This is a genomic window from Vibrio sp. C8 (assembly GCF_054051265.1).
In genome coordinates, this window is record NZ_JBPAOE010000052.1 from 157467 (window position 1) to 182291 (window position 24825).

19 protein-coding genes are annotated in these 24825 nt (G+C 41.7%); 5 read left to right on the top strand and 14 right to left on the bottom strand.

Annotated features, from left to right (window positions below; genetic code table 11):
• Position 1: 1 nt before the first annotated feature.
• The 3 genes from ACRQQK_RS20155 to kduI form a co-directional block, all read right to left on the bottom strand.
• The gene (locus ACRQQK_RS20155) at positions 2-529 is read right to left on the bottom strand and encodes a TRAP transporter small permease (protein ID WP_457514389.1); all 528 of its coding nucleotides are present in this window, start codon (positions 527-529) and stop codon (positions 2-4) included.
• Between the two features lie 76 nt (positions 530-605).
• Positions 606-1595, bottom strand: coding sequence for a TRAP transporter substrate-binding protein (locus tag ACRQQK_RS20160; RefSeq protein WP_457514390.1), 990 nt, complete (start codon positions 1593-1595; stop codon positions 606-608).
• A gap of 32 nt (positions 1596-1627) precedes the next feature.
• Positions 1628-2464, bottom strand: coding sequence for a 5-dehydro-4-deoxy-D-glucuronate isomerase (kduI, locus tag ACRQQK_RS20165; RefSeq protein WP_457514392.1), 837 nt, complete (start codon positions 2462-2464; stop codon positions 1628-1630).
• 372 nt (positions 2465-2836) lie between these two features.
• Between kduI and ACRQQK_RS20170 the strand changes: the two genes are divergently transcribed.
• On the top strand, positions 2837-3775 hold the full coding sequence (locus ACRQQK_RS20170; RefSeq protein WP_457514393.1) for a DMT family transporter: 939 nt from the start codon (positions 2837-2839) through the stop codon (positions 3773-3775).
• A gap of 79 nt (positions 3776-3854) precedes the next feature.
• On the opposite strand, the gene ACRQQK_RS20175 is transcribed toward ACRQQK_RS20170, so the two are convergent.
• The 4 genes from ACRQQK_RS20175 to pxpB all read right to left on the bottom strand — a co-directional run bounded on the left by ACRQQK_RS20175 (position 3855) and on the right by pxpB (position 9908).
• On the bottom strand, positions 3855-5774 hold the full coding sequence (locus ACRQQK_RS20175; protein WP_457514397.1) for a sensor histidine kinase: 1920 nt from the start codon (positions 5772-5774) through the stop codon (positions 3855-3857).
• Positions 5771-8011, bottom strand: a complete 2241-nt coding sequence (locus ACRQQK_RS20180; protein WP_457514399.1) for an EAL domain-containing protein — start codon at positions 8009-8011, stop codon at positions 5771-5773. Before ACRQQK_RS20180 ends, ACRQQK_RS20175 begins: the two co-directional genes overlap by 4 nt.
• A gap of 275 nt (positions 8012-8286) precedes the next feature.
• Positions 8287-9222 carry a 5-oxoprolinase subunit C family protein gene (locus ACRQQK_RS20185; RefSeq protein ID WP_457514401.1) on the bottom strand — a complete coding sequence of 312 codons (936 nt, stop codon included), beginning with the start codon at positions 9220-9222 and terminating at the stop codon, positions 8287-8289.
• Entirely contained in the window at positions 9219-9908 is a 690-nt protein-coding gene (gene pxpB, locus ACRQQK_RS20190; protein WP_457514403.1) for a 5-oxoprolinase subunit PxpB, read from the bottom strand. Before pxpB ends, ACRQQK_RS20185 begins: the two co-directional genes overlap by 4 nt.
• Before the next feature lie 253 nt (positions 9909-10161).
• Between pxpB and ACRQQK_RS20195 the strand changes: the two genes are divergently transcribed.
• Entirely contained in the window at positions 10162-11037 is an 876-nt protein-coding gene (locus ACRQQK_RS20195; protein WP_457514405.1) for a DMT family transporter, read from the top strand.
• Positions 11038-11116: 79 nt separating this feature from the next.
• On the opposite strand, the gene ACRQQK_RS20200 is transcribed toward ACRQQK_RS20195, so the two are convergent.
• From ACRQQK_RS20200 to ACRQQK_RS20220, 5 genes are all read right to left on the bottom strand, one after another.
• Entirely contained in the window at positions 11117-12073 is a 957-nt protein-coding gene (locus tag ACRQQK_RS20200) for a diguanylate cyclase (RefSeq protein ID WP_457514406.1), read from the bottom strand.
• Positions 12073-13032: a response regulator gene (locus ACRQQK_RS20205; RefSeq protein WP_042482721.1), complete on the bottom strand. Its 960-nt coding sequence runs from the start codon at positions 13030-13032 to the stop codon at positions 12073-12075. Before ACRQQK_RS20205 ends, ACRQQK_RS20200 begins: the two co-directional genes overlap by 1 nt.
• Positions 13033-13327: 295 nt before the next feature.
• Positions 13328-13654, bottom strand: coding sequence for a PilZ domain-containing protein (locus ACRQQK_RS20210; RefSeq protein WP_457514408.1), 327 nt, complete (start codon positions 13652-13654; stop codon positions 13328-13330).
• A gap of 191 nt (positions 13655-13845) precedes the next feature.
• Positions 13846-15546, bottom strand: a complete 1701-nt coding sequence (locus ACRQQK_RS20215) for a sensor domain-containing diguanylate cyclase (RefSeq protein ID WP_457514409.1) — start codon at positions 15544-15546, stop codon at positions 13846-13848.
• A 296-nt stretch (positions 15547-15842) separates the two neighbouring features.
• A complete protein-coding gene (locus ACRQQK_RS20220) occupies positions 15843-16073 on the bottom strand; it encodes a hypothetical protein (protein ID WP_457514411.1) in 231 nt (76 codons plus the stop codon).
• Between the two features lie 751 nt (positions 16074-16824).
• Here ACRQQK_RS20220 and ACRQQK_RS20225 point away from each other — a divergent pair.
• From ACRQQK_RS20225 to ACRQQK_RS20235, 3 genes are read left to right on the top strand one after another with little or no spacing between them, the layout of a single operon-like run.
• Entirely contained in the window at positions 16825-17379 is a 555-nt protein-coding gene (locus tag ACRQQK_RS20225; protein WP_457514413.1) for a hypothetical protein, read from the top strand.
• Positions 17380-17399: 20 nt separating this feature from the next.
• Complete coding sequence (locus tag ACRQQK_RS20230; RefSeq protein WP_457514415.1) at positions 17400-19898, top strand: hypothetical protein; 2499 nt, start codon at positions 17400-17402, stop codon at positions 19896-19898.
• A gap of 1 nt (position 19899) precedes the next feature.
• Positions 19900-23076, top strand: coding sequence for a hypothetical protein (locus tag ACRQQK_RS20235; protein ID WP_457514417.1), 3177 nt, complete (start codon positions 19900-19902; stop codon positions 23074-23076).
• On the opposite strand, the gene ACRQQK_RS20240 is transcribed toward ACRQQK_RS20235, so the two are convergent.
• Positions 23066-23410, bottom strand: coding sequence for a hypothetical protein (locus tag ACRQQK_RS20240; RefSeq protein ID WP_457514419.1), 345 nt, complete (start codon positions 23408-23410; stop codon positions 23066-23068). The two genes, ACRQQK_RS20235 and ACRQQK_RS20240, sit on opposite strands and share 11 nt — an antisense overlap.
• Before the next feature lie 503 nt (positions 23411-23913).
• A complete protein-coding gene (locus ACRQQK_RS20245; RefSeq protein ID WP_457514421.1) occupies positions 23914-24765 on the bottom strand; it encodes a hypothetical protein in 852 nt (283 codons plus the stop codon).
• Between the last annotated feature and the right edge of the window lie 60 nt (positions 24766-24825).

The following is a 24825-nucleotide window of genomic DNA, read 5'->3' on the forward strand; positions in this document are numbered from 1 at the left end:
CCTACTCTGCCGAAGAACGTAATTGCTTCCAGCGTTCAACTAGCTGCAACTCGTTGTGAATAAAATAGAAAACCATTAACGCACCGCTGATTGGAATCGCTGCGTAAATCGTTCCCATTGGAATTTGTAATGCAGAATCTAACTGCCACATTTGGCGCGTTGCACTGCTGTATCCACCAAAAATCATGATTGATAGAGCGAAAGTTACAATCGCTAGTTCGATAAACGCTTCAACGATGATTTGTGTTTTTTGGGAGAACTTCTCTTTGATAAAAGAGATAGCCATGTGTTCTTTCAAACCGAAAACAAGTGCACTACCGAACAACACTAACCAGATAAACAGGTAGCGAGAAAGTACTTCACTCACCGCGCTTGGATCATTGAATACGTAGCGGACAATAACTTGATAAGTCACAAGAATGGTCATTAAGGCGATTATGGAAATACAGAACCAAGAAACAATCTTGTCTAACCAATGCTTAACGACAGAAAAAACTTTAAATAAGCCACTTGGCGTATGGGCTAACATAACATCTTACCTTTATATGGCTAAAGCCGAAGGCTAATGAGGCCGAGCAAATGCCCGGCCATTTTGCAGGTGAAAATTATTGCAGTGCTGCAACTTTTTCGAATAGATCTTTTTGTGCCGGAGTCTTGATTAGATCTTTTTGTAGAGAGCTACAAGACTCTTGGAAAGGTTTGATATCAACTTCTACGAAAGTTGCACCTTTATCCATCGCTGTTTTCTTAGCTGTTTCGATTTGAGCATTCCATAGTGCGAATTCGCTTACTGTGCTCTCTTTCGCTAGCTTTTTGAACGTTGCTTGGTCTTCTTTGGACATCGTTGATAGGAAGTAGCTGCTTGCAACTACTAGGTCAGGAACCATTAAGTGACGAGTCGCCGAGAAGTATGGTGCCACTTCGTATTGCTTAAGATCCGCGTAAGTGATTTCGTTGTTTTCTGCACCATCGAGAACACCTTGTTGTACTGCAGTGTAAACTTCACCTTGGCTCATTGGTACGCCAGTACCGCCCATGCAAGAAAGCATCTTGATCATAGTGTCAGATTGCATTACACGGATTTTCTTACCTTTCATGTCTGCAACGTTTGCTACAGAGTTACCTTTTGTGTACATGCTACGTGCACCAGCGGTGTAAGCGGTTAGTACTTCAAAACCAAATTTTTGAGTTGATGCAAATAGGTTATCGAGTACGCCAGAAGTAAATACTTTCTCTTGGTGTGTTGAACCTGTGTAAACATAAGGCATACCGATAACAGCAAAAGTTTTGTCGTAATTCTCAACCAGTGGATTTGCTACAACCGCCATTTGAATCGCGCCGTTTTGGACTAGCTCAAGTGCTGCACGTTGGTCGCCCAATAGTTCGTTAGGGAAAATGTTCAGTTTGTAACGACCATCAGTTTCTTGGTTTAGCTTCTCACCAAACTCTTTAAGAGCTAGGTATTGTGGGTGTTTGTCAGATTGGTTGAAAGCAGCTTTGATTTCAGTTGCTGCAGACGCAATTGAAGAGTAGCTCAGTGAACTACCAACGACAGTCGCGATAGCAGCTAATTTTAGGGCAGATTTCTTAAACATCATGTTTCTCCATGAAATACAAATAGTTTTTATTATCGAATTTCGTTCATATCAACGAAATCCATATCGTCGAATGTTTGGTTTTCACCCAACATTCCCCACACAAAACTGTAGTTTTGAGTGCCACAACCAGAGTGAATTGACCAGCTTGGCGATAGTACAAGTTGATGGTTTCTCACTACGATGTGACGCGTTTCTGTTGGCTCACCCATGAAGTGGAATACCACTTGAGATGGTTGAACGTTGAAATAAAGGTAGGCTTCCATACGGCGCTCATGAGTATGAGCTGGCATAGTGTTCCAAACGCTACCTGGTTTCAGATGAGTAACGCCCATGCAAAGTTGGCAAGTTGGCAGTACATCAGGATGTAGATATTGGTTGATCACACGATCGTTAGCGGTTTCGAGAGAACCCAACTCAACTACGCGAGCTTCGCTACGCAAAATAGTGCGTGATGGATATGCGTGATGAGCAGGAGCGCTTAAACAGTAAAGTTTTGCGAAGCCACCTTCTAATGCTCGGAACTCGATATCTTGTTCGCCTTTACCTAGATAAACCGCATCTAGGTGGTCTAACTCGTAAACTCCATTTTGAGTACGAACTTCCGCTTTCTCACCTAAGTTCACAATGCCTAGTTCGCGGCGTTGCAAGAAATAGTCAGTACCAAACGCTTTATTATCAACAAAGTCTTCGAGTTTAAGCGCAGTGTTACTAGGGCTGATGCCCATCGCCACAACACGGTCAATGTGACTGTACACAAGTGTAATTTCACCTAGTTTGAACAATTCTTCAGTTAGAAATTCTTCTCTTAAACGATCCGTATCGTACGACTTCGCGTCTTTTGGATTGTTGTTGTAATTAATGTGCATAGCACCCTCCTTTAAGATAGTGCAAATCTAACACCTGTTTATATGTGAATATATTCATTCATATTTGATTTGTGATCGTTTGGGTAGTTTTGAAACGCCGTTCCTTTTATTTTTTGAGCTAGCGCAAACAAAATGCAGATAAATGGACGCGAATACGGAAGAATTCTAATTAAAGTTCATGCGGCAAATGACTTACCCACTTAACAATCATTAATTGATATGCAAATAGACGTTCACAAAAGAAAAGCACATCTTTTATGCAACAGTGATTAAAAAAGTACGCAACATGGTATAGAATCAATAAATCAAAAAATACAAACCATCGTTTCAAAAACGATATATTCATTTTTCAGCCTTTAGGTAATCTGCCGTATGCCGTCGCAATCAGCTCATTTCTTCTCTAAACCAATGGTCGTATATGCAATAGCTATACTCTGCACAATGTTGTGGGGAAGCGCTTATCCAGCCATTAAAACTGGTTATGCTCTGCTTAACATCGAAGCAAGCGATGTCGCATCACAAATGGTGTTTGCGGGGCAACGTTTTCTATTGGCGGGCATTTTCTTGATTATTCTGTCGGTATTATTTCGACGTCACACTGGAACCATCACCAAAACCAAAGTACGTCAGATTGTTGTATTGGGTTTAACTCAAACCAGTTTGCAGTACATCTTCTTTTATTTGGGTGTAGCCTTTGCTACAGGCGTGAAAGCGTCAATTTTGAACGCGACGGGCACGTTCTTTAGCGTTTTGCTGGCGCATTTTATCTACCACAATGACCGCTTAACAAAGAGAAAGGCGATTGGCTGTACGGTTGGCTTCTTAGGTGTGTTCATAGTGAACTTCAACCAGTCACTGCTCGACTTCCAGTTCAGTCTTCTGGGTGAAGGTTCTGTGATTTTTGCCGCTTTCATTCTTGCCGCGGCTTCAATTTACGGAAAGAAAATATCGCAAGGCATTGATGCTATGGTGATGACGGCATGGCAATTGGCTATCGGTGGATTGGCGCTATTGTGTGTGGGTTATCTATTCGGCGGCCACTCTGGCGACTTTGATTTTGCCAGCCTGTCACTACTGATCTATCTTGCTTGTTTGTCTTCTGCGGCGTTTGCGCTGTGGAGTGTATTGCTAAAACATAACCCTGTGAGCATGGTGACTATTTTTAACTTCCTGATCCCTGTGTTTGGTAGCAGCTTGTCTTCCATATTTCTGGGCGAAACGATATTAGAATGGAAAAACATGATTGCGTTGATGTTGGTGTGTAGCGGCATTTATTTAGTGACAAAGAGTAAAAAACCAAGTTCGCAGTAATCAATCTCTACTCTCAAAGAAAAAGGGTTAAGTACTAGTCGTTAAAGAGCAGCACAAGCGAAGGCGAGTTCTGCTCCTTTTAACTGTTTGCCACATTCGCCTCTTGTTCTTCTTTATAGTGCTTCGGTAGCTTAATAATAAAAGTCGTACCTTTTAGTAGCTCAGATTCCACTTTAATTGAGCCGTTCAAAGAATTGCTTACCCATTGATGAACAAAATGCATACCCAGACCGGTATTTCCTTCCGCTCGATTAGTAGTAACAAATGGATCAAATAGATTGAGCAATACGTCAGGAGCGATACCCTTACCGTTATCCGACACTCGTATTTCAACATCACGCTCGTTACTGCAAAGCTTTGCACTCACCGAAATCTTACCGCCAATTTCCTTTTTGAAAGCATGTTGTATTGCATTTACCAGCAAATTTTGCAGTACATGAGAGATACTGCCTGGTCGCCCAACCATCTCAATCGGATCAACCTGAATGTCGTATTCAATCTGGCTTTCTTTGAAACGAGGAGACAAAGTGGCTAGAAGATCGCTGACAACCATATCCAAGCGGTATGAAACCACATCTTCTCTAACCCTATCTATCGCCAAACGTTTAAAACTACGAATTAACGCCGCCGCTTTTTTCTGGCTTTTATCAACAAGATCAAGCCCTGTTTGAGTTGAAACTAGATATTGTTCTAAATCGCTCTTGCTTAAGCCCTGTAACACAGCAGTAGCCAGACGCTTGTGGTCAGATTTCAGACGCGAAGCCGCCAGTATTGCAGTACCAATCGGCGTATTAAGTTCATGGGCAACCCCAGCGACCATCATGCCTAACGCCGAAAGTTTGCGTGACTCGACAAGATCATTTTGCAATAGCTGTTGCTGATTCAGTAAGTTTCGATTGTATGCAGCAGACTCTTCGATTTGCTTCTTATCTCTTTCCTGCACTCGATAAAGCCTAATTAGCTCCATTTTGAGGTTCCATTCTCGTTTGAGAATAAAAATCCCAAACAACACAATGGTTGTGCAGAGAGCAAGCGAGGGTATCAGTGCATCAATCTTCAACTTATTCAATACAGAGACCGATGTGGTAGCGACAAAACATAATGATGGGCTGCGAACGATATCTTCGGATAACAGGTTGCCCGTTAAATTACTACATTCGTAACTGGCAAAACCCAATGAGTGATTGAAACGACTAAAGGACTTTTGCTTGTTTATTTGAGACCAAATTTCTGGATTATGGACTGTAATGTTGTGAGTCGTTTCTTTGAGATCACGCCCCCATTCTAGTTTAGGGTCAACGTTCTTCAGCCAGTACCCGTCAGTATCGATGAGTTGCAGATTCACTCTGTCCGAGTCAAAGGAACGGATGACGTCAAGCAAGCCACCGACGTCATAATTAAGAACTAATAACCCCGTGTGAAGACCGTGAGTTGATCCAGTTTTAATCGTTGCTCTGATCGTAGGTCGAAAAGGTACTTCGATCTTTCCGTTTTCTACGTTTAGGTCAACATTTGAGAGATATATTTTCCCGTCGCCTGCCTTCATGCCTTGCACGACATAGTAACGACTGCTTTTGTCCTGTAGTGCATATTCCTCAGCGACAATCACTTTGCCATTTTTGATATCCACCCTAACCTTTTCGATTCCATTTTCATCGAGCCAGCGAACCTGCATGAGTGGATCAACACTTTCTACGAAAGAGATGAAGATACGTTTGATCAGGTCACTGTTTGGTGGCGCTTCCGAGGCAAGAGCATAGGTAAAAGCCGGAGAACGAAATAGAATCTGAATGGTATTCCTGATATCACCAATATTCTGCCCCCAAAGAACTTCTGCCTGAGCAATTTTTCGTTGCTGCTCAATAGCGACCGAATCTAAACGATTATTTATGTCATTGCGATACAGTAAGCCACCTAGCAGCCCACTAATCACTAAGCCAAATAACAACAACACTAAGATATTTCGTCGCGCTGACTGCTCTAATTTTTTTACTTTCATTCGCTGCAATCAGATTCGTTTTGTTTAAGCCAATCCAACAACTCATCAACGACCATAGGTCGAGCATACAAATACCCTTGGCCAAGCGTGCAGCCTCTCTCTATCAACGCATCGCGCTGAACATCTGTCTCTACGCCCTCTGCTACCACAGAAAAATCAAACAAACTGGCCAGACTCATCACCAAATCAACCACTTGCTGACTCGCCATATCTTCATGAAGACGTCGAACAAATGAAATGTCGATTTTTATAGTGTCTACCGCAAGCTGAGAAATATGTGAAAGTGACGAGTATCCGGTACCAAAATCATCAATACTGATCTTAATACCTGCGCGATGTAAGTGTTCTAGAGCAGGCTTAATTTCGAGGTAAGACTCCATGGCCTGACTCTCTGTAATTTCCACTTCAATTAGGTCAGGGTTCAGGTTTTCTCCGCGCACTAAATCCAGCAGTAAGCCGATATATTCTGGATCGGTCAGATCTTTCACCGTCGCATTAATTGAGGTCGGCAGATTAAAGCCAGCATCTTCTAGCTGATGAAGTGCTTGAAACGTTAGTTTCGCCGCAATCGCATCTAACTTATTGATGAGGCCACTGCGTTCAGCAATAGGAATAAAAATATTTGGTGGAATCGTTGTTTCTTGTTTTTTCCAGCGTAGCAGAGCTTCCAAACCCACCGCTCGCCCAGTTTTTAGGTCGCACTTCGGTTGCAGAACGATATAAAATTCATCGCTTTCAATAGCAGCTTTTAAGTCTCCGAGGATTTGATAATCGCGCATCAAGCTTTCACGATAGGAAGGCTCGTAAACCATGATTTTAACTTTATTCTCTCTTGCACAGCACAATAAGCTTCTCGCCATATGAAGGATTTGTTGAGCGGGATAATCCGACAGTTGACTCAACTCCACTCTTGCAAAAGTCAGTGTGCAGCGCACCTGATAATCCCCTACGCGGTGTGAAATACTCGAAAGGGCGAACAATTCATCGTCTGACAAAGCAAAACTCTTGTTATATAAAATCGCAAAACGGTCGGACCCTACACGAGTAACGACAGCTGAATCATGGAAAGACTCAGTCAAGCGCTGGCAAACCGAGCTCACGAGCGCCATCATAGCCTGCTGATTAAACGAGATAGCGTGGGTGTCATAGTCATCCAGCTCTACAACCAGCATCTCTAGCTGAGCCATATCGTCTTGGTTCATCATTTCGAGTTCGCGCAATAACCAGTTGCGGTTCTTTACCTCTAAATCGGCATCTTGATACGCCAGCTTAGAAAGCTGATTCACCAGCGCAATTTGCATAAACCCAGAACTGATGTTTTCACTGAATACTTGTAGCAAACGAATGTGATAGTCACTTAAGCACTTTTTGCTTTCAGCTAATACGAGATAGTTATAGCTACCGTGGTTGTCACCAGAGAAATACAGAACGGATAGATTGCTTCTAAATTTATGATTTTGATGGGCGGTAGACTCTCGGATAAGCTCTTCAAACTCAACTCTTAGTTTATCTGGCAGTGTATCGCCTTGTTCTACATCGGCGATCCCATATGAGGCAACGATGGGTGCATTGTTGATAGTGTTACCCTTATCCATCCGTAACACACAAAGAACGGGCTCACCAAAATCACCGAATAACCCAACAATCTCTTTGATAACGACCTGAATGAAAGTGTTGGTATCGTATTTACTGGCAATATTGCGAGAAGCATCCACCACCAGCTGAAGCCCCATTCTCGCCTTATCCAGTTCATACATTGACTGCCAAGAGCGAAAATTGGCAGCTGCAATCGACTTTAATGTCTCATGGTCAACTTCAGATTTATTCCAGTACTCATTGATATCGTACTGCAACATAACATCTTTGCGCGGAGCAAAGCCCGGCTGCCCAGTGAGCAGAATAATACGTATGAGTGAGTTGCCCTGAACATTACGAATCGTCTCGACGAGACGAAGCCCTGCGTCATCTTGTTCCATCACCACGTCAAGCAGCACGAGTGCAATATCATTGTATTGGGTTAGGACGTACGCGGCTTCAGTTGCTGAACTAGCGGAAAGGACTTCAACGGGGCGTCCGTTTACCTCTAAGTCATTCAAACTATAAATAAGTGATTGTTGATAACCATGATCATCATCAACCGTGAGTACTTTCCAACTAGGTTGAATGTCGTACTCAATAGCATTTATAGATAAAGAACTACTTGAGTCGTCTGCAAAGACGAAGCGACCATCTGACATGATTTTAAAGCCTTTAGTTTATGAACCGGTGTGCGGTTTCTTAATTCTGTTCCTATAAACGTCTAGTTCTAATTTTTTAAGGCTGCAAGTAATTACGACTAAATATGTATCAACAGTCATATGCCAGATGTAACACTTATTTAACACTTGATTGATTTTTTGAATCTATCCACAACGCAATGTCGCTGATAAACAAGGGAAAATATAGCAAGGTTGAATGGCTTTGATTTCAAAGCCATTACTGTGGAAAAGAGGGTGCAGGTAATACTTTTAGGCTACAGAGAAAAGAAATTCATAAACTCGCCATATTCCTTTGCTTCAAGCTCAATATCACCGCGAAAGAAATGGATCGTACTACCCGGTCGCGCCTGAGCAAGTTTCATTAAGCTCATTCTCGACACGCAACCAATCTTTGGGTATCCCCCAAGAGTCTGGCGGTCATTGAGCAAAATAATCGGCTGACCGTTAGAAGGAAACTGGATGGAGCCGTAGGTTATACCTTCTGATATTACGCCGCTCAAATCCATTCGAACGGGATCGCCCTGTAACCGAATACCCATTCGGTCAGATTTATCGCTTATCTGATAACGATTGGCGTAAAACGTCTGCTTCGCTTGGCGACTAAAAAGGTGTGACTGATAAGATTCAATCACGGACAAACTTACTTCATCGGAGTATTTGGGAATAAAAAGCCTTGGTACCCAGTTAAATGGCTTACGATCATTTGTATACGTTCGAGAAACGGGTAATAGGTCGCCTTTTTGCAGTGCTCGACCCGGTTCGTCGCCTAATCCGCCCAATTGATTACGTACTACAGTTGCACTGCTGCCAAAAACCTTCGGCGTATCAAAGCCGCCAGCAACGGCTAAATAACAACGAAAACCCGTTTTTGCATAACCAAGCTTGAGTATCTGTCCTTTGCGTAGCAGAAAGCTTCGCCAAGTAGCAATAGGCTCCCCATCGACGTGCGGTTTGGTGTCGGCTCCCGTTAGTGACATGAGAATGTCGTCGAGCGCTAAAAATGAGGCGTTGCCCATGGTGATTTCTAACACAGAAGCATTACTTGGATTGTCCAGCAATTGATTGGCCCAACAGTGCGCATGAAGATCTGCCGGCCCACCAGCGCTTAACCCATGACGGGCCACACCGTATCGACCTAAATCCTGAATAAGGCTTAACATGCCTGACGACATAACTTGCAAGCCGCTCATACAACACCTCCAAGATCCAAAAACTTATCCCTTGAAATAGGTTCGAAACGCACTTTATCCCCCACTTCAAATGGCATCATTGGTTCGCTGTTGATATTGAACAACTCTACGGGGCAATTACCAATAATCTTCCAGCCGCCCGGTGTTTCTTGAGGGTAAATGGCCGTTTGTTGGTCTGCAATTCCTACACTGCCTTTCGCTACTTTCAAACGCGGTTCTGCATGGCGAGGCGTTGCGATTTGCGCGTCAACCGTTCCCAGAAAAGCAAAGCCCGGAGCAAACCCTACTGCGCAGACGGTGTATTCTCTCTGACTGTGAAGTTGTATGATTTGCTCGACACTTAATTGCTTTTCCGAAGCTAAATTCTGCAAATCCGGCGCGACTTCGGGGTGATAGTAAACGGGAAAAGTCACTGTTTTGGACTTCGATGACAAGATATCGCTATTGGCGATTTTGTCCGCTTGCCTTAGACACCACTGGGTCAACTCTTGAACATCGACTTTCAGAGGATGGTATTCGATCAACAGCGTGGTGTATGAAGGAACCACTTCATAGATTTTGCCTTGATATCTTTCCTGCACCATTTGACTAAACGCAGCAATTCGCTCTATCAACTGCAAATCAATTGAATGACCAAAATAGATAATTAAACTTGTTTCGGAAACCCGACAAACCTCTACCTTCATCGGTCAATTACTCTTGTCAGTTCCAGCTTCATTACAGATTTTCCCTATCTCAAAAACTCGTCAGATTCGTTCTTTACGTACTTTATGTCGTCAAAATCGTAATGACTTTTAACATGTTGTCAATTTGTTTAGATATGGTTATTGTGAACACGAAGACGCAGAGTCTTTGGCGTGACAAGCCTCACGAGCAGTACGCTCTTTATAAGTGAATTAACGGATTAATAAGATGCAGGTTCATGCAAAGCACTATTTGATGCTTCTATTTTTAGCAGCGATTTGGGGAAGTTCTTTCCCTTTCCTTAAGATAGCTCTAGAAAGCTACTCTCCCATATTGACTGTTGCTATGCGTTTAACTCTATCCGCTATCGCTATGTCCGTATTTATCTGGGCCTTTAAATTACGTATTCCGGCTGAGTTAAAAGTTTGGAAGCACTACGCTGTCGTGGCTGTTATCGGCAATATTGTTCCATTCTTTTTGATTACCTGGGGAGAGCAATACATAGATGCCGCATTGGCTTCTGTGCTTATGGGGCTAATTCCTCTCGCGACCTTAATCTTCGCTCATTACTTAACGGATGATGAGAAGATGTCGTTGAACAAACTGCTGGGTGTAGTACTCGGCGGAGGTGGAGTGGTTGTTCTAATAGGTGTCGATGCTCTGCAAGGATTTGGCGCGCATATATTGGCACAACTGGCAGTTATTTTCGCGGCTTGCTGTTACGGTTTATCGGCTGTTTATGCGCGCAGAAGCAAAATTACCCAATATCACCCTCTCGCGAATGCAGCAGGCATTTTGATTTGCTCTGCAGTATTGTCATTACCAATTGCGTTGTTGGTTGATGACATCAGCTCGTTCACTTTTAACGTTCGCTCTCTTTCTGCACTATTGATTTTAGCGCTAGCTTGTACCTGTTTTGCTTACTTCTTACTTTACAATTTGCTGGCACAAGTAGGAGCAACCTTCACTTCGTTCAATAACTATCTTGTTCCTGTATTTGGCATGATTATCAGTGTCATGTTACTTGGAGAACCAATAAACTCGTCCACCTATACTGCACTAACACTGATATTCATCGGCCTAGTGCTATCCCAAAAGAAATCAAAACGACTCAGTTTCATGTCCAGATAATACGAATTGAAAAAGCCAAACCGCCTCTTACATCACCTGTAGATCCGGTTTGGCTTTTGATTTAGCTTTGAGCAAGACTCTATGCGAACACAGTGGTTTGATTTCGCCCTTGCCCTTTTGACTCGTACAGCGCTTTATCTGCATGTTCTAGCCATTCCGAATGCGTACGGAATTTTTTATCGAATGCACAAACGCCAAGACTAATGGTGTATCGAATTTCACCTTGTTCGGTACTCACAACCTCGGCTTCAATTCGCTTGCGTAATCTTTCCGCAAAGTACCTCGCTTGGTCAACAGTGGTGTTTGGCAATAGCACAGTGAATTCCTCTCCGCCATAGCGTCCACAATGATCAGAAGATCTCGCAGTCTTGCGCAACACCTCCGCTGTTTTGCGAATAACATCATCACCGGCAGCATGACCAAAAGTATCATTGACCTTCTTAAAATGGTCGATATCAAAAATAACTAATGACGCAGGAGCTTCAGTCGCAATGATTTTCTCGTACTTTTTCATCAGTAGAGATTCCCAGTAAGAGCGGTTGAGTAATTGTGTCAGACCATCGGTGCGACTCATGGTTGATAAATGCTGATTTGATTGTTCTAAATGCAGTTTATTCTTTGCAATATCAGAGACATCTTGAATCATAATGCACACATGAGAAACATCGCCATTGAGTGATTTCAACGGAGTGACCACCATGTTCTGATACATAATTGTGCTTTTGTTAGTGTACGGAGAGTAGTTTTTAAAATGGAAGACGTAAGGTCTGTCTTCCCATCGGGAAAAGGTTCTTGTGTCTAATTTGACTGCAGCATCTATTTTGGCTTTGAGCCACTCTTCAGGAAGATCCTGCACGACTTCGAACAGGTTTTTGGTCATAATTTTGGTAGAAACAATACCCGAATAGTTTTGCATAAAACTGTTCCATAGGCACACTTCATAGTTGATATCTATAACCACTAACCCAACGTCTATAGTGTCTAACGCTTGGATCCCCCAATGGAAATCCCGCACATTTACAGTCAAATTCGGCATTAGAAAGATTCCATCAATTTATCGATTACTTTTACGGATTCCATGTCTATCAACAGCAAGATGTCGCACTGGAAATCAAGATTTTCAGCGGAATAAGAAAACTCGACCGTAAAAGCAGACTTAGTTATCTTTTGCTGTGAAAGAAGCTCTTTTTCGTAGCTGTTAATTAAAACTGGTTGACGCAGAGTAAAGCTGACCATGATAAGTTCCGCTAATACACGCAGAAATGTCGAAACCGCAAGGTTAGAAATGTTAAGTAATGATTCGTTACTGTTTGCATCTTGCAGCGGATAACCAAGACGCTCGCCCACTTTGGCGAATTCTTTGCCTCTGATAGTCACCAGAGACTCACCGTGAATACCTGCACCTGTAAATCGCTGTGTTACGGCATTCACATTGTCTCGGTATAAGACATCGTGAACGGCCATTTCCAGCTCTGATGGTTCTAATATGCCAACCGCAGGTAAAGGCATGTTGATAAAATCTCCTACGCTATCTGAAATAAGCGCAACACAGCGACCTAACGCTATATTGGTCAGCTCTCTAAATTTCGAATCTGAATCAATATAGGGTTCTGAAGTTATGCTTTTATGAATGGAATTTCCAACATGACAACCTTTGAAGACTGCCTCTAGTTGCTCTATTTTAAAAGGCTTTTCGATGAAGTCAGATGCGCCCAATGCAAAACAACGTTCTTTCGCCGCTTTCTGTACATCACCTGAGATAATAACGACTTTGGTCGGATATGAATTAACAGGTAGCATGCCCAATACGTCATAACCGTCCATCACTGGCATAGTCAGATCGAGGAACAAAACATCAATTCGGTTATGAGCGAGTACACTTAGTGCTTCTCTGCCATTTTCCGCAAAAAAAATCTCAATATCGTAAAAATTAACAAGAGTCCGACTTAAAGATTTTCGAGCTAATGCAGAGTCATCACAGATTAGAACGTTCATAGTTTAATGTTGCACACTGGGCCATTCGTAAAAACTGTTAAATAATACTCACATTAGAAAGTCATCTTCAATGCCGCAACACCCTCATTAATAATCAGAAACTGCTGATTTTAAACTATCGAATTAGACAAAAAATGAACTAAAGTCTTTCTGTCAAAGGGATCTAGCGAGCTGATATTGTTCAGCATTTTGTTTTTGTAAACAGAATTTATTTGCAAGTCGTATCATTATTGAGACAAATTGCTTGCGATATTTCGGATCAACGTGACGAAATAACTAACCAAATCTGATTCTTTTATAAATTAGTTAAGTACGCGATGTCTTCGTCAGAAATTTCATTTCCTTCCTGCACCATAAAGCCGCACATATAACCACCGTCTCGTTCGTGACGCCATACTACTTTGCCTTTCACGCCTTCTTTTAATGCATCAATGCGGATAGTCGCGTTTGATAACTTTAAATAATCCTTAGTAAAAAGCTTCATACCATGGTTAGAGACATCAACAACTTGAAGTTGGATTACAGGTTTAAACCAGCGGTTAAACAAACAAGACGCGGGAATCATTGCTTGTAGTTCAATGCGGGACGATTTTCGACGGTTGGTATAGGATGTGACTGACACGGCGTTACTCTAGATTTGACTACAAAAATTAACTGCGAGTTTTCACTCTGCACTGAATAAACTTTAGTTGCTGGTTTAAGTGGGCGCTACACCATATAGATTAAAATGTGGGATGTAGAGGCGAAGGTTTCACTTTATTTGTCGGAAGCATCGTACAAGGGCAAAGAGTGTAATCCAAACATAAGAAAACATTAACTGCTTAGAGAGAGCTCCGGATAGCTATCGCTTTGCGGTTCAACACGATTCCGCCCACGACTTTTCGCAATATACAGTTGCTTGTCTGCAAGCCTAAACAGTTGATCGAGATTTTCATTTTTCGTTCGGCTAGAAATACCAAAACTGGCAGTCAAAGAAATGATTTGATCGTCGATTGTCAGTGGCGTAGTTTCTATTACTAAACGTAAATTTTCAGCACATCTTTGCGCTTCTGACATTGCTGTATTTGGCATCAAAATAACCATTTCTTCCCCACCCCAGCGGGCAACGACATCACTGTTCCTACAGTGTTTTTGCAATAAGTTAGAAATATGGCAAAGTGCCTTATCTCCAATATGGTGGCCATAATTATCATTGACAGACTTAAACAAATCCACGTCCAAGATTACAAAACTTAGTGGGGCGTTAAGCCTTGCCCCATCTTGTAGAATCTTAGTGCCTGCCTGAACAAATGAGTGGCGATTAAACAGTTGCGTTAAAGGATCAAACGAAGAAAGGAATTTTGCGGTGATACGTTCGTTTTCGATAACCTTTAGTCGATTAGCTAAAACAAACGCCAATATTAACGCTTCCAACAACACACCATAAACGGCACCGTTATAGCCGTGATAAGTATAGGGAATCAAACCCCAGACAGATAATGTGGTAAACAAAAGACCCGTCATGCTACAACACACTGCCAACAGAAAATAATGAGCGTCGCGGACTTTGCCCAAATTAGCAAAACCAATCACTATCATGACTAAGGTCGTTAAGGAAAGATAAGCAAATGCGAAAACCGCACTAAGTAAGTGTTGCTGAAGTAGAACGAACAGCGAAATACCCACAATACCAAGCGTAATATAGACACGTAATGAACGTTGTAACTTAGGCAGATGAGTCGATAGGTGGAGAAAGTGAGAAGCAAAAACTATACCGCACACCCCATGCAGTACCATGAAGAAAAGCGTACTGTAGTTCTGTATTACGGGAAAGTTGGGATACAACCATAAAAACGCGTAACCGCTATACCCCATATTCATTACCACAAAACAGGTAATATAAAGACAATAGTAGAGGCTATCAGCCTGCTTCAAGGTGAAATAGAGAATAACGTTATAACCAATCAAGGCTAACAAAATACCGTATAGAATGCCTGACATCACATGGTTAACCGTGTCTTTCTGCCTTGCTTCTTCATTGGTGATTAATTCTATCGGTAACGCCATTGGGTCAAATGACTGAGTTCTTATTAAAACCGTGCTTTCACCCGGAGGCAGTTCAAGATCAAAAACAACACCCACATCCGGAACTAGGTGATGGTTTGCTTTTTCACCATCTCCAGAATGCCAATGCTGCTTGAGCGTTTCACTCACTAGATAGACATCTATACTTTCTATCCAAGTTTGTCCTGCTGTTAATCTTCTATGAACAACATTTTCATTCGGATTGTTCAGTGACAGACGAATCCAACTGGGCCTGTCGCTTATCCCAAAATTAAGAAAACCATTTCCCACTGAAGTTACAGCGTTACTTTGAAAATACTGTTGAACCTGCTGTAAATTAAAAGGCTCAACTGAAGATTCTTGAAAATACTCAACACCAGTAACGATGTCGTTAGTTTCACCATGCGAAGCAAAAGCAAAGTATGGATGTAACATAACGGCGAGTAAGAGAGGAACCAAAAATCTCAGCATTCTATTGTCTCAACCATGAGGCTTTGCAAAAAACGTTGCTTCATTGACTCTCCCTGTCCAACAATGATTGAGCTTGCTCTAAAGCATCGCTAGATAAACGAAATAGCTAAAGCCGATATATTTATAGAACTAATAGTATGACGTGAGTTCATTAGCTTGCAATTAAAACAAAGCATCATTCGTTGATTTTTATAAATGAAAAAGTATGAGTTCAAGAAAAGGGCGTAACTTATGTATTAGCAAGGGGAAACTTGGCTTAGGTTCCGATTTTAAGCGAGGAGTTGGTATGAAAGGTGTTAGTTTTTAAGCATGTTGAGCGACTTACGTTTGTCTATTGTGCTAAGCAGTTCCCCACTCTTAAATACCAAAATTAGGTTAGTAGTAACTATCGACCAATTCTCGGAGAACATTTCTCCAATCAATTCTTCATATTTTTCGCACTCGGCTACATTTCCAACAATAATTAAATTGGTGAGAAATTCACGCGCGAGAATCTCTTGCGGAACTTCAATATCTTTTATGGTCATTTTGTTTTGCCTAAATAATATTGTGATTGAGTTGTAAGCCTCTCACTTACTCGGCACATCATTGGTAGCAGTGCTCGCTAGCATAGTTCAGACTATGCGATTTGGTTTCCCTTAAGGGTAAATATATCTAGTAGCTACAACACTATGTCACTAACGTTGTTCTCAGAGAATTCAATTTGATCTAAACAATTAAAACGAATAACCAGCAATCATCTGTGCAGTTACTACCGTATCACCGTTTCATTCCAATTGGATTCTCTCAGCTTGAGTTTATTAACTGCTTTTCTTACTTTATAAGCATTCACGCAACCAGCTATTAAGCCGTAACGCATTTCGCGTAGATATTACGTTTACTGAGGAGAAAGTAGGCATAGCAGATTAATTTAGGTGTTTTGGTGCAGATTTCGGCGAATAAAGCGGCGGACTTCAGAAAGGGAAACTTGGATTACACTAGCCAGTGTTCAGAAACAACAAAGCCCGCTAAAAAGCGGGCTTTGTTGTTTGTTCACAAGGAACGAATTTGGTGGGTCTAGGCAGACTCGAACTGCCGACCCCTACCATGTCAAGACATTAACGATAAACTTTATTTATACACTCTAACGGCACTTCCTCGTTTTAACAAGAAAAATGACTCCTACCCTTGATGAAGATCTCAACTTTACGGCGCAATGTGGACACGAAACGGTCATAAAATTAAAGTTCTTATATCGGAGATTATTTTTGATGTGAGGCGATTTTGAAAGACGAGATTATGCGATTTGATGCTACCCTACTCGACAATGTAGAGCTCATCCCAGTGTCAGTCAAAGAACTCATCTCTGACGATACAATTCAAGATCTGTTTGCCCAAGCGAATCCTTTAAGTGGATTAAGAACCTCAAATGAAGCAAATGATAAATCTGCATACCTATTCAATTTGCTATCTCTGCAATCGCCGATTATTTGTTATCGGTACCGTAAACAATTTAAAGCTCTGACCGGTTCATTTACCCTCACCAGACTCCGCAGTGCGATTGCTCAACACTACCTACCCGATGACTTTTCTATATTGGTATTTGCACTTAAAAAGAAACCATCTTCAAGCATAAAACGAGCAATCGTTTTATTCGATCTGACTAACGACTTGCTCTCTAAATGCTTTATCAGTGACACAAAAAAAATTAGCTTTTATCTACGGTCATGGTTCAAAAAGGACGAAGGCAAACGCAGTATTTACCAATCGGATGAGTGGCTAACTTTTTTTCCTGAACTTAACTCAGCAGAGAAAGTGGCAAACTTTTTATCCATTTCTAAAGCCGATTTGTAGCTCGCTAAGGATATAGATTCATGTCAACGCCAACCGTCGAAGATATACAAGCGTTTTTACCTTTTGCTCTAGGTCATCTTCTTAACCCACTCGAAAAATTACTTGAAGCCATCGATTGCCCTGAAGATTTCCGGGGCTTACAAAAAGTACATTCGTTGCTTGAATACCTTTTTGATACTCATCCTCAGAAATTCTGTGAGTTGTTCGACATCCAACAAGATATTGCCCGTCAATTACTCCAATTATTTTCAGAAGTGAATGAAGCCTTCTTTCAGAAATACAGCAATACAACTCATGCAAAAGGATGGATGAGTCGACGCCCACTGTATTCATTGCTATTTATTTTTGATGACCACCAGACGCCACAAGCCGCCTCGGCATTATTATTTTTTCTCAGTCATTATTACAATAATGAATTAAAAATAATCACGGAAGACCGCACCGAAACTTCGATTCGCTCTTTCAGGCTTCTTTATACCGATGAGGTCATCGACCGACGATGTTTTAATTCAAATTCAATAGATGATACGGCCAATCAGATCCTTCAGGTTCGTGAGATTCTGATGGATCAAGAACGCGAAAATGACGAAGAGTCAGGCTCATCAAGTCGTGTTGGTTACCTGCGAGACTTAGAACATTTTTACCGGCTCAATTGGAAAAAACGAAAGAGCTTTTCTCGTATATCTCAAAGAAGTATCCGTTCATCCTACAGCCGAAAAAAAATAGAACGAGTGATCGGTTCGGATAACTTATTTACCGCCTCACTACTCAAACGTGGTTTGAGTAAACCACTTGTTGATGCTGGAGTATCCGCTGATGAAGATTATCCAGAACTTTGCATTATCAAAACTGAACAGCCAGTTTTACCTAAGCCACAACACGAATTACCCGATGTATCCGTCATTAAAGACAAGGCCAAAATCAATCACAAGAACCGTGGGATATCGAAGTGTGTTAGTAGGAGTCATAACATTACGCCGCTTGCGCGTAACCTTCTACAGCCTAATGAACTCAGTTACCTATGGCATGACCGCAGTTCTCAACGTACCACGCTCATAAACAAAATCCCCAGAACCGATATTCAATGCATTCTGCACCTCATCTTGATTACAGGGCGAAATCTGAGCGACGTCTGCAACTTAGACATACATCACAGTACTAGTAATGACAACCTCGGGCTTATCGTTACTGAATCGGAGTTAATTTTAAAAATTGCTCCAAAGCCTACAGCTAAAAGAGGCAAGCATTCAGATAACCCCAACCTACTAAAAAACCAAACCGTCGCCGCCATAGCTCTCCCCCAATATTTTTATAATATGTTTATCAAAAGCAACTTACGTGGCCATACAAAGTTCTCAGGAAAGCCATCAGTCAATGCCTATAGAATAGCCATAGAGTCCTATTTAAAAAAGCTCAATCAGCGCCATCGTTGCCAAATCCGTCTAAAGCGGATTGAGAACTATCTCATCAACAACTTAATCGCTACAGAAAAACACGATCCGGTTATCCTGGAAATGTTAAGGGGAGAGCTAAGTTACTATAGTCGTTCACCTCGCCATTATGCCTGGTATTCTGAAACTGAAATTAATTGCCGAATCCAAGCAATATGGTTGGATATGTTTAATCAGATGAGGGGCTACGATACTGACATTCAAATACCAGTATTGCCTGAATTACAACTAGATTTAGATACCACCGGAATTGGATCTCAATTCACACCAACCAGAGCAGCAATAAAAGATTGGGTTAACCATCGTTTAGCCCACTTGAAACAATTCTCTGCATTTGATGTGGTCAAAAATTTAAGTAATCTGATCGACTATCATAATCAATACACGGCCTATACGCTGATCATGTTAGTGAATGCGTCAGGTTATAGAGCAGTTTACAATCCGCTTCCCAGTTTTGACTTGCTGCTATTGCGCTATCATGCCCTATGTATTTCAGATAAAGATTCATCAAAGACGTTTTCTCATACTCGAGTTGTCGTGTGCCCAACCGTTCTCAAATCGCAGTTACTGCACTATCAACGGCATACGAAAACACTGGCAAATCTCATTAGCCATTTATACCCGGCTCAATCAACGCAACTTTATGCGCAAACCTGCGATCACCAATTAATAGATCTTCCACATAAAAACGACCGAATCGAATGGTTCCTTACCGCGAAGAATTCACACGCAAATGATGGACTATTCTTTTTATTTATCCAGGATAAAGATGATCCCACCTTTTTCCGGACGAAAAATTCAGGACCATCTTACCTCAGTGAATATATCAATTTGCCACTGAATTTCGGGCGACATTACGTGCGCCGTTATCTACAACTATCGAATGTCCATCAGGAATTAGTAAAATTCCAATTGGGCCATTGGGTAAACGGTGAAACACCACTCGAAAAATGTTCCTCTCTAAGCCATAAAGTCGCAATAGAACAGCTCCTACCGGTTTTGGACGAAATGCTGGAAGAACTCAGCTGGGAGGCCATTCCGTCATTAATAACACGTAAGAGAGGTTGATATGCGCCGATTAAGTGACGTACTCAATTTGGAGATACAAAGCGCTTATTTACGGGCGGCTCAATCAGAAACGGGCGAATATCTCAAGTTAACCAACAATGAAAAGCTTGATTTGCCCAGCAAACTAAACATTACTAATGATGTTTATTCATTGACCCAGAAACATGGTTTGGTCGAAAACGGGAAAATACAATCCGAGTCACTAAATACCATTCAGAAGATCTTTCGCAAAGGGTTCGAAGATCACAATCTCCAGCTTAAATTGTTGGAACTTTTACTCTGTATCATAGAAAAACAGACAGGCATCACCGCCCCACCGATTAGCCAGACTTGTCATATCAGGCAAGATTTTCCGCTGCTCAAGCCCGATGACTTTTTAATGTCGCGACTGCAGGCCAGAATCTATGAGCTGGTTGAAAATGAATCATTGACTGCCCGCTATTTGGATCATCCAAAGCAAAACCAAGCCGTTCTTATGTTATGGCTAGTAATAAAAGAAGGAATCAAAAAATCAAAAGATATAGAGCAGTTACTCACGAAAAAGAGCACATTCTATCGAATTGGTGAACACTGGTTAGTTGAAACCAAGGGGCAACGCTACTGGTTGTCCCCAATGGCGGAATTATTCTTAACCGCTTATTGGAACGACAGCTCAAAAGTCAGGATCAATGTCATGTCAGAGATAAATGCTCTACTTCATGCGTACAGACTATTGCCTAGAATATACAACCTACGGTTTGTCGATCTGCGCTCCGCATTTAAAAATGAATTCGTCCTTACTGTCAGTCCGGCAGAATACTCCATTTGCCAAGCAGCGCTACCCACAACCTCATTAACTCAGACATCACTCTATAGGCTACTGACCGACCAACGGGTTAAACAAGATGAAGAGGACTATGAACAACGAAAAATGCCGGTTCGGCAAAAGGTCGCATGGCTTTCAACTGGTTCAACATCGGCTGAAAGAATAAGAAAGAAAGCCATTCTAGAACAAGAAGAACTCACTACTGCTGAGCAAATTGAGGTAATCGAACATTATACTGGCAAACTCATTAAAACTTCGTTAACCGAAAGCATTCGGATCAGTACCAAGTTACAAAATGAACTTCGACCGAGGTTAGAAAGTAATGATATAGCAGCAAGTGCCCCCTGGGGCTGGGTAGTGCTTTCATGGATGTATCATCTGCTTAAGTTTGGTGGAAAACATAAAAAGCGTCTACGTCTAACTACTATCAAATCCTATATTAGTTATGTTGCAACTCCATTCATTCAAGAGTTTTCCGGTTGTGCACCAAAAAAAATGGAGAGCCTGGATTGGGCGGAAAAACTCAATATTGTGGCAGAACAAATAGCCTCAACCAAAAAATCTTTCGTTCTCTATTTCGCTGAGTTCTTAATTGAAAGTGACATTGTTACAAACCTGTGTTTATCTGATATCGATATTCCCTCAATTGGCCATCGTGTTAATGCCAATTTAATCACTCACTACGAAGCCGAGCGTATCATTGAAGCCTGTAATTCAATCGGTACTCCTACGGCCAAAATCGCCAAATTGTGTTTTTACCTAGGATTTTATAGCGGATTACGCCGCGGTGAAGTCGCCGGACTGCAGTTTGCCGATTTCACGATTAAGGGCGTTCGGTATGCCAATCTTCACGTACGGCCCAACAAATATCGAGAACTCAAATCAAGTGAAAGCTCCAGAAACCTACCGCTTGATTGTCTATGGCCTGAAAAATCTCTACTTGAGTTAACTGGCTATCTCAACGTGACCAAAACCAAATTTACCCAGGAGAAATCACTCATTTTTAAAGATACCAGGCAATTAAATGAAGCATTTTCGCTGCTAACAGAAATTATGAAAATTGTTACCGGTGAACCTGAAATTCGATACCACCATTGTCGTCATTCCTTCTGCAACTGGACCTGGATTCGCCTCAACTATGCCGATCATTCACAATTAGCCGATTTTTCATTCAGCCAGCATAAATTTTTCGCCCAAGACAATCACCAACGATTATGTCAACGTCTCGCCATCGCTCCGTTCTCACGTAAAAAGCTCTGGGCATTATCCGGCTTACTAGGTCATTCTTCACCAGAAGTCACTACCTCATCATATTTTCATCTGAGTGAATTTATTCAACGAACTAAATTTTCCAACCACCAACCATCCGATACTTTGCTACGTCGATTTTGGGGCCAAGGGATACGAATTAGTGATCAAGGTAGGCTCCAGTCGGTACCCACATCAAAACACAATCTCATGGCCGCCGTTCCAGACACGTATGAACCAGCATCGCTGGTTTCAAGCCTTGATGAAGCAATCACACAACTCGGGCTAACTAAGTCGATTGAAATGAAACAAACCGTTTCTTTAAGTGCAGTTTGGGAAATCATTCAATTATTAGCCGAGGATCAACAATCTTCTGATGTTGCCAACTTAACCGGTATTGATACATTAGCGGTCGAGGCCATCGTCAAATCCGATGAATCTATCGTGCGATCATCATTGTGCAGATCAAAGTATACACTTCCACCACTTGCTAACTATGCCAAACTAAACCGAGGGAATCTAAAAACGATTGAAAGTCTTATCAAGATGTTTGAAAACGCCGTTGAAAACGATGCGATTCCAGAAGATTTCAATTTTACGACGCTTAGTGAAATACTAAACGATCTGGTAGGGGCACAAGATTCGTTGATCCGGACCCATAATCAAAAAGCAGCCTTACTCCTACTTAAGCTAATCCAACTGATTGGCTTAAAAGAACGTCACGTCAAACTCAAGTGGTATTTCCCGAGCGAGACCTACTTCGATGCGAATGAGATAGATACGTACAAAAAACATCTATTATTCTGGGACGATACTATCCGAAGTCGAATTTTCCCCAATATAACGGTTGAAGTCCTAGTACCGAAAGCTCTGGAGCAATATATAAAGACATCCGCCAAATTTACAACCACTCTCAGTGATGCTGGTAGATTCCTCAAATATCATCCACCTGGCACAGTCAGTATTCACCTGTTACAAAGCAAATTTGATAATCAACGCATTGATAGTGAAGGTAACATCATTGAAACGCCGCAAAGAACCAGGGCGTTTGTTACATTTTTACGATTGTTAACAATTTATACAAAAACCAAAGAGGCTAAGGACAATTCAATCACTATCGAATGATGGCGCCAATGATTTGCAGTTTGCTTGCATAAAATACATTGCCTATATCATGAATCTTCAACATAAGGCATGTGAGACGATTTAGGAAATACTGTCCATTCCAATCTTGAATATGGTTGAAAAACGGTTGTACGCACTCAGGGGCCGACTCATCGTAGTGCCCCGAAATAAGTAGTGTTGGTACCTGAATTTTGCCTAAACGGGGGATCACATCCCAATTTTTCATCGAACTAATAACGTGGAACTCATTGGGACCATTCATGGCATGATAAACCGTTGGATCTTCATCCATAGCATCAAATGTATGAACAACTTCTTCAGGCCATTTATCCAAACGGCATACATGGCGTATGTAAATATGGTTTCCAAGACTTTACGAAAACGGTATTTGGCATAACGAATTGAGTGCGGATGGATTAAGAATTTATGAGCAGGCCTTAAATGATAATGAGGATGCCAAGCTATCAATAATTAAGTAAAAAGAAGATGTTAGTAAATGCCCTAACGGAAAGATGATTGTCTTTACAAAAGGACGGGGGCTCTTGGATTTAATTTGCTGAGATATGTTGGTACCTTTAAGGTGAGTCTTGCTGAGAGTACCGATACGGCATTGATATTTGAACGTGTTAATGACAGTGAAAAAATTCGAGGATGTATCTCAGACGATTAATCCTTCCTGGAACTTATAATTAATTAACACTCCAAATAAATGAGATCATGAATTCAAGTCAAGTTATCATGGGGAGCGCTATAAAATTGCTCGCTCAATCACCGCTGGATTCGGGATGCTCAATAAACTTAGCGCCATTTTCTAAGGTTTTCATAGTCGTTCTGCTGCTAAGACCATTTCTGCTCATCAATCCATTGCAAACACGTACGTTCAAGCTCGTCGATGTAAGGAGTCAGCGTATCAACGTTTTTCTGATAGCGCATCATATCCTTCACAAAACTACACGGCCGGACTAAACGTAAAGTGGTATCGTTATGGCAGATAAAATCCACAATTGGATGCCCACCGTCATCTTTGCGCTCGATAAGGTACGTCGCTACCGGTTCTCTGTTTAGCTTGCTCGTTAATTGGTGTTGAAATTGGGCATGATGATCCTGAAGGTAGCGTTTCACATCCAAGTAGTGTCGCTGGTGAACTGGATTATCATTGGAGAACGTTGCTCGATTATCATGTGCCTGACTACCCTGCTCTACCGTTATAGTAACCTGGTAGGGATAGTGCGTTTCCAGCCACTGCTCGATCCGCTCTTCCACTTCTTCGAGAATAAAATTGGTGGCGGAATAGAGATTACCGTAAGTAAACTGACCCTGGTAAAACAAGCGGATCCAATCTCCACGATACAAACTCAGATAATTGTAGGGAGTAGTTGACATAACCCGCAACCCTTGTGGATTTTGCTCAGGTTCATCAGGGTTATATTGGTTGTCTATAGCACGCTGCTGTTGATGCCAAAACTCAATGTCATAGCTGAGCAAGTCGCCATATAGCCCAATTTCCTGCTTTTCTCTACCCCATTCACACATCGACAGTTTATCCGCCCCCTTTCCCCGGAGCAGTTGAATCTCAGCGTTGAGTTGGTAGAGCGTATCCGCTGAAGCTTCATCCCAAAGCATTTGACGAGTGGCTTCATCCGCTTGGGTATAACTAGGAACATACGTTTCAATGATATCGTCGTTCATTTACAGAACCTGTGTATTTATACAGTTAAAAGATAGCAAGGAGATGGACAGGAGTAAAAA